Here is a 4,702-nt window from a genome sequence, read left to right as displayed (position 1 = left end):
ACCTCATCCACTGACCATTCTTAATGAATCTGTTGCGGACAAGGTAATTTCCGTGGTTATAAAGATTCTTGGCCAGGTGACAGAACCCACCAATCATAGAGAACCAGGGAGAAGATGGGTGAATAAGATGCCGTTCAACCCGCATCAAAGAATCCTCAGCTTTCTTCGGCATCCTCTATCGCCTCCTTAATCCGTTTGAGTCGTCTGCGGTTGGAGTATGACTTCATGGAATAGCAATGAAGCAGGTTTACGATTTCTTCGAAAACTTCTTGCGTATCCAGTTTGGCAGATCCTACCTCGCTCATCACTATGATTTCGCAGTTGAATTTCTGGAACAGGTGGTAGAATAGCTCAAAACCAACACGGGAGAGCCTGTCTTTATAGGTAACAACCACTCGCTCTACACGGCCTTCCAACACTTCATCCAGCAATGCAAAAAAGTCCTTGCGTTTTTCAAAGCTGATTCCGCTGGCTATGTCGGAGTATATACCGGATATGGTGTAACCGTTGGAAAAACAGAACTGCTTCAAAAGGGAAATCTGGTTTTCAAGTTCCGGCTTCTGTTTAGCGGTTGACACACGGGCGTAGATAAAGGTCTTGCGTTTCATGTCCTTATTCAGAAAGCCGTATACATCTTCTTCGTTATAATCGTAACGTTTATTCGGCAGAACCTTGACTCGGATAATACCAGTCTTTACATATTTGGTAAGCGTTGGCCGTGTTATTCCGAGAACACGGAGCACATCTTTGGATAACATGGTAAAATCCTCCTTCCTTGGATATATTATACCATGTGTTACACAAAATATATACTTTATTTTAATGTTTTTAATGTATTATTTTTACTATATCCGTGAAAAAAAAGAGTAAACTGCTTGTATATGCCGGGCTAATCCTGACAGGAGTAATTATCTCCATCGGAATCGTCCTGTTGGCAGCATACGCCGCATATAGTTTCCGTTAGCTCGACTAGCCGAAATCATCACCCACAAACCAATACCGCGAAAGTGAGCGACTGTCCTAAATTGGTCAGCCGCTTTTTTGGCTTGCCCCCTTATAAAATTGCGCAAATATTCGATATACAGAAGGGATGATATATGATTGCATAAGGATATATTATTGTATTTTTTGTTTTGGAGGTGTACAAATGGGTATTTACATCAGCAAATTGACCGACTCCCCTTCGGCTGCGGTCAATACGCAATCACAGCCACAAGCAAACGGTGAATTCAAAGCGCTTATGAACGAATTTTCGCCACCAGAAAATGAACCTGTGGCGCCTGTGACAGAAAAAAGTGACCCACTGCCCTTACCGCCTGTGGCCAATAAAGATACTGTGGAGAGTATCCAAAACCATGCGCAGGACAATTTAAACTGGCAGGCGTATTATCATTTCGGCGGGCACTTTAAGCTGGGCGAAAAATTCACCATGCCTGCGGTACTGCCCAGCTATGCCGAAGCCGCACGGGCAATCGGGCCGGGCGGCCCCTACTCCGTCGAGGCGGTAAGCAACTGCATTCTGAGCATGGCCGCACAGGTCGCTCAAGGCAATCCCGATAAAATTGCCGAAATCCGGCAGGAAATTGAAAAAACCGTAGCGATATTCCGCCGTGATTATCAGTCCGCCACCAAGGAAAAGGACTTGCCGCAAATCTGCCTGGACACCTACGATGCCATCATGTCCGGTCTTGACAAGCTCCAAGCCGAATATACGGAACAGAACGCGGCAGCGGAAAAATCCGCATGATGCTTACAAGGAGGGAAAACCATGCTTATCGGACGAGCTGCGGATGGCAGCAACCTTAATGTTAGTGTTGCCGTCGACACGAGCAAGGCAGTACAGCAGGCAAAAGAAAACGAAAAATTAACAGCAGAAGCCCCTGCCTATCAGGTGGAACTGAGCGGGGCAAAGGAAAGCTATAAGAGTCACTGGGTCGAGTTAAACCGCACCGCCTATCTCACCTATCGTGATGGGCAAAGCCAGACTGATGAGTTAGCCGAAATGCAGGCTGCCATAGCCGATGTCATGGAACAGCGGGAACAAAACAAAAAAACCTTCAGCTGGACCCCCAATACAGATTTATCACGCATTGACTCCGGCATTGAACAGGTTAACCTGATGGACATCGCCAAGCCTGCTTCCCCGGAAACACTGGCTATAATCGAAAAAGTAAAAGAAGCCTCTAAGCCCCTCCCCATCTTAAACGTCTATGTACCACCGGAATTAGCCTATCGTTACCCGAATTCGATTGACACCATAAAAAGCCAGCACTACACTTGGACAGCCAAAGATGGTCTTGTCGAAAATACCGCCACTATTGACGGGAAAAACAAGGTAGAAGAAAGCGAAGCTAAACTGAAAAATACGCTAAAGCAGGATATTCACGACACCATCCGCGATATTTTGAAGCCTTATGCCAGCTACTCTGAAGCCTATGACCAGTTAAAAGACAAAAATATCTTTGTCGATACCTATGAACACGCCGAAGATGCTGTGCTGCGTTCCACCCAGGAAATCTCCGGCGGTCTTTTCGGCAAGCTTGCCAGCCAGCTCAACGATTATGTCAAAAACTTTGGCAAGGATGACCAATTCTTAGAAGACATCAAGACCGCCTTTGACGTAATCACTGGCGACAGCCCCGACAAAAATCCCCTGCTGAAACAGGTCGAAAAAATGGTGCGTTATGTGCAGGGCGGCGGCGAACTCAATATCAAGGATAAAAAATACGAGGAAGATGTCGAAACAGCTATCGCCAAGGCCTACAAAAAGAAAAACAAGGCCAAAAATGTAGAACCGGATAAACGGAAAACACCGGAAGCGGCCTTCAAGACCGATACCTCCTACCTCGACAACCTGCGCCAGCAGTTGGAGCAGACTTCGCAAATTCTGGATAAAATGACCGCTGACCCCGAAGACGAAAAAAAACACCAGACCAAAACAGCCCGTGATGTACTGGACAGCCGCCCGCCGGAAGACAGTTTCGATATGGACTTCCATCAGCAGCTTGCCCATGTGGATGACCGCAATCCCACCATCACCGACACCTCCCATGGCATTTTCAATCATAAAAAGCCTGTTGATGCGCTGTCGGAAGATGACACCAACGAACTTGCCACCTTGCAGGCAGGCTGGCTTGACTATGTCAAAAATCACAACCTGATTGATACGGGCAAAGTAACCCATAATTTCTAAACCGCATAATAAAGCGGGCGGCTGACCGGTCAAATCAGATTGACCAGTCAAGCCGTCCGCTCTTGTCTTTATTCATGTATTTCTATTGGCAGTCCATCCGGGTCATGGAAGAACGTCATCTTTTCACCGGTAAAGGTATCACAGCGTATGGGTTCTGTCTCCACGCCCAAGGCATTTAATTTACGAACCGTATCGTCCACGGAATCCACACGAAAAGCCAAATGCCGCAATCCATAAGCCTCTTTGCCCGGCCAACCTGCCCTTGGCGGGCAGCCCTCTTTGATAAAGAGTTCTAATTCGGCATCCGCAAGCCGCAGGTCAATTTTCCAATCCTGCTGCTCCTCGCGGTAATTTTCCCGAATCACCGCAAAGCCCAGAATATCCACATAAAAATGCCTGCTCCGCTTATAGTTACTGCCGATAATGGCCACATGATGGATATGCTGTAAGTTCAATTTATCGCACATAATGCACCCGCGCTTCATCATAGCGGTCCTGCTGGGGATTCTTCTTCGCCGGATAGCCGAAAGGAAGCACGGTAAAGGGTGCCAGATGTTCCGGCAGGTTAATCGCCTTAGCGACCTTTTCCATGCGGTCAGCAAAGGGTGCCACGCCCAGCATAACGCCGCCCAAGCCCTGCGCTTCAATCTCCAACAAAGCATTTTCCGTAGCCAAAGCCATATCGACTTCGATAAGTTCCGGCACGATGATATTTTCCTTGCGGGAGCAAAGCACCAGAGCCGCCGGAGCCTTGGCCGTCATAGCGGTATACGGACTAGTTTCGGAAAGCTCCTGTAATACCGCTTTATTCGTAACCACATAAAACTCCCAAGGCTGCTGATTGACCGCCGAAGGAGCCGCCATCGCCGCACGCAGAATCTTTTCGATTTTCTCTGCCTCCACCGGTCGTTCCTCATAGCTGCGCACACTGGTGCGGGTAAAAATTGCCTCCATATCGACAAATCCCCTTTCACTAAATCCTAATTCCACATCGTAAGATAAATTTATTATAGACCTCCAAACTATATTTTGTCAAATATTATTTTTCTCTATCTTTATTACATAACACACCTATCACGAAAAAAATAAATTGCGGTTTATCGATGTTATTGCGAGATTGAACTTATTTGTTACAGCTCAGTTTAGGCGTAGGTGGTAATACTTTTCGCCGTTGCACTAAATGACCCACAAGTAAATGTATGGGCTTTTTAGTAACCTGCGCCGGGCAAGACCGGCGGCGCGTATGTTCAGCTCAATTTTTTAGGAACTATCGTTTGTGGGCCAGTCCTCACTGCGTTCGGACAGTCGTTCCACGGCGAAAAGCATCACCACCTCCGCCCTAAGTGATGTCCGTACAAACCGTCATTTTCGCAGTGATAAGCAGCAAGTACATCGATGTTCTTGTTACAGGAGCAACGAGTTTGTGGCAACAGGATAAATCGCAGCTTCGGATAAATAAACTGCTCTCCCACCAAAGTTATGTATGTAACATCTGGCGATGTTGTGATG

Annotated in this window: 5 protein-coding genes; 2 read left to right on the top strand and 3 right to left on the bottom strand. The window is 47.0% G+C overall.

Annotated features, from left to right (window positions below; translation table 11 throughout):
* Positions 1–155: 155 nt before the first annotated feature.
* Positions 156–758, bottom strand: a complete 603-nt coding sequence (locus G598_RS0114860; protein WP_026767580.1) for an IS607 family transposase — start codon at positions 756–758, stop codon at positions 156–158.
* A 389-nt stretch (positions 759–1,147) separates the two neighbouring features.
* On the opposite strand from G598_RS0114860, the gene G598_RS18790 reads away from it, so the two are divergent.
* Entirely contained in the window at positions 1,148–1,747 is a 600-nt protein-coding gene (locus tag G598_RS18790) for a hypothetical protein (RefSeq protein WP_026767579.1), read from the top strand.
* 21 nt (positions 1,748–1,768) lie between these two features.
* A complete protein-coding gene (locus G598_RS0114850) occupies positions 1,769–3,193 on the top strand; it encodes a hypothetical protein (protein ID WP_026767578.1) in 1,425 nt (474 codons plus the stop codon).
* A gap of 68 nt (positions 3,194–3,261) precedes the next feature.
* Here the strand turns inward: G598_RS0114850 and gloA2 are convergent, their stop codons facing one another.
* Together gloA2 and G598_RS0114840 are read right to left on the bottom strand one after the other, a co-directional pair.
* Positions 3,262–3,681, bottom strand: a complete 420-nt coding sequence (gene gloA2, locus G598_RS0114845) for an SMU1112c/YaeR family gloxylase I-like metalloprotein (RefSeq protein ID WP_245582832.1) — start codon at positions 3,679–3,681, stop codon at positions 3,262–3,264.
* Positions 3,650–4,147: a nitroreductase family protein gene (locus G598_RS0114840; protein ID WP_026767576.1), complete on the bottom strand. Its 498-nt coding sequence runs from the start codon at positions 4,145–4,147 to the stop codon at positions 3,650–3,652. The genes gloA2 and G598_RS0114840 overlap by 32 nt, the downstream gene beginning before the upstream one ends.
* Positions 4,148–4,702 lie beyond the last annotated feature (555 nt).

Source organism: Selenomonas ruminantium subsp. ruminantium ATCC 12561 (assembly GCF_000424065.1).
In the GTDB taxonomy this organism is placed as follows: domain Bacteria; phylum Bacillota; class Negativicutes; order Selenomonadales; family Selenomonadaceae; genus Selenomonas_A; species Selenomonas_A ruminantium.
The sequence above is the reverse complement of the archived record's forward strand: the minus strand, read 5'-3'. Positions and strand labels throughout refer to the sequence as shown.

What these genes read in the sequence shown, in the direction of transcription:
- G598_RS0114860 (WP_026767580.1), bottom strand. Translation starts at nt 758, where the DNA reads ATGTTATCCAAAGATGTGCTCCGTGTTCTCGGAATAACACGGCCAACG.
- G598_RS18790 (WP_026767579.1), top strand. Translation starts at nt 1,148, where the DNA reads ATGGGTATTTACATCAGCAAATTGACCGACTCCCCTTCGGCTGCGGTC.
- G598_RS0114850 (WP_026767578.1), top strand. Translation starts at nt 1,769, where the DNA reads ATGCTTATCGGACGAGCTGCGGATGGCAGCAACCTTAATGTTAGTGTT.
- gloA2 (WP_245582832.1), bottom strand. Translation starts at nt 3,681, where the DNA reads ATGATGAAGCGCGGGTGCATTATGTGCGATAAATTGAACTTACAGCAT.
- G598_RS0114840 (WP_026767576.1), bottom strand. Translation starts at nt 4,147, where the DNA reads ATGGAGGCAATTTTTACCCGCACCAGTGTGCGCAGCTATGAGGAACGA.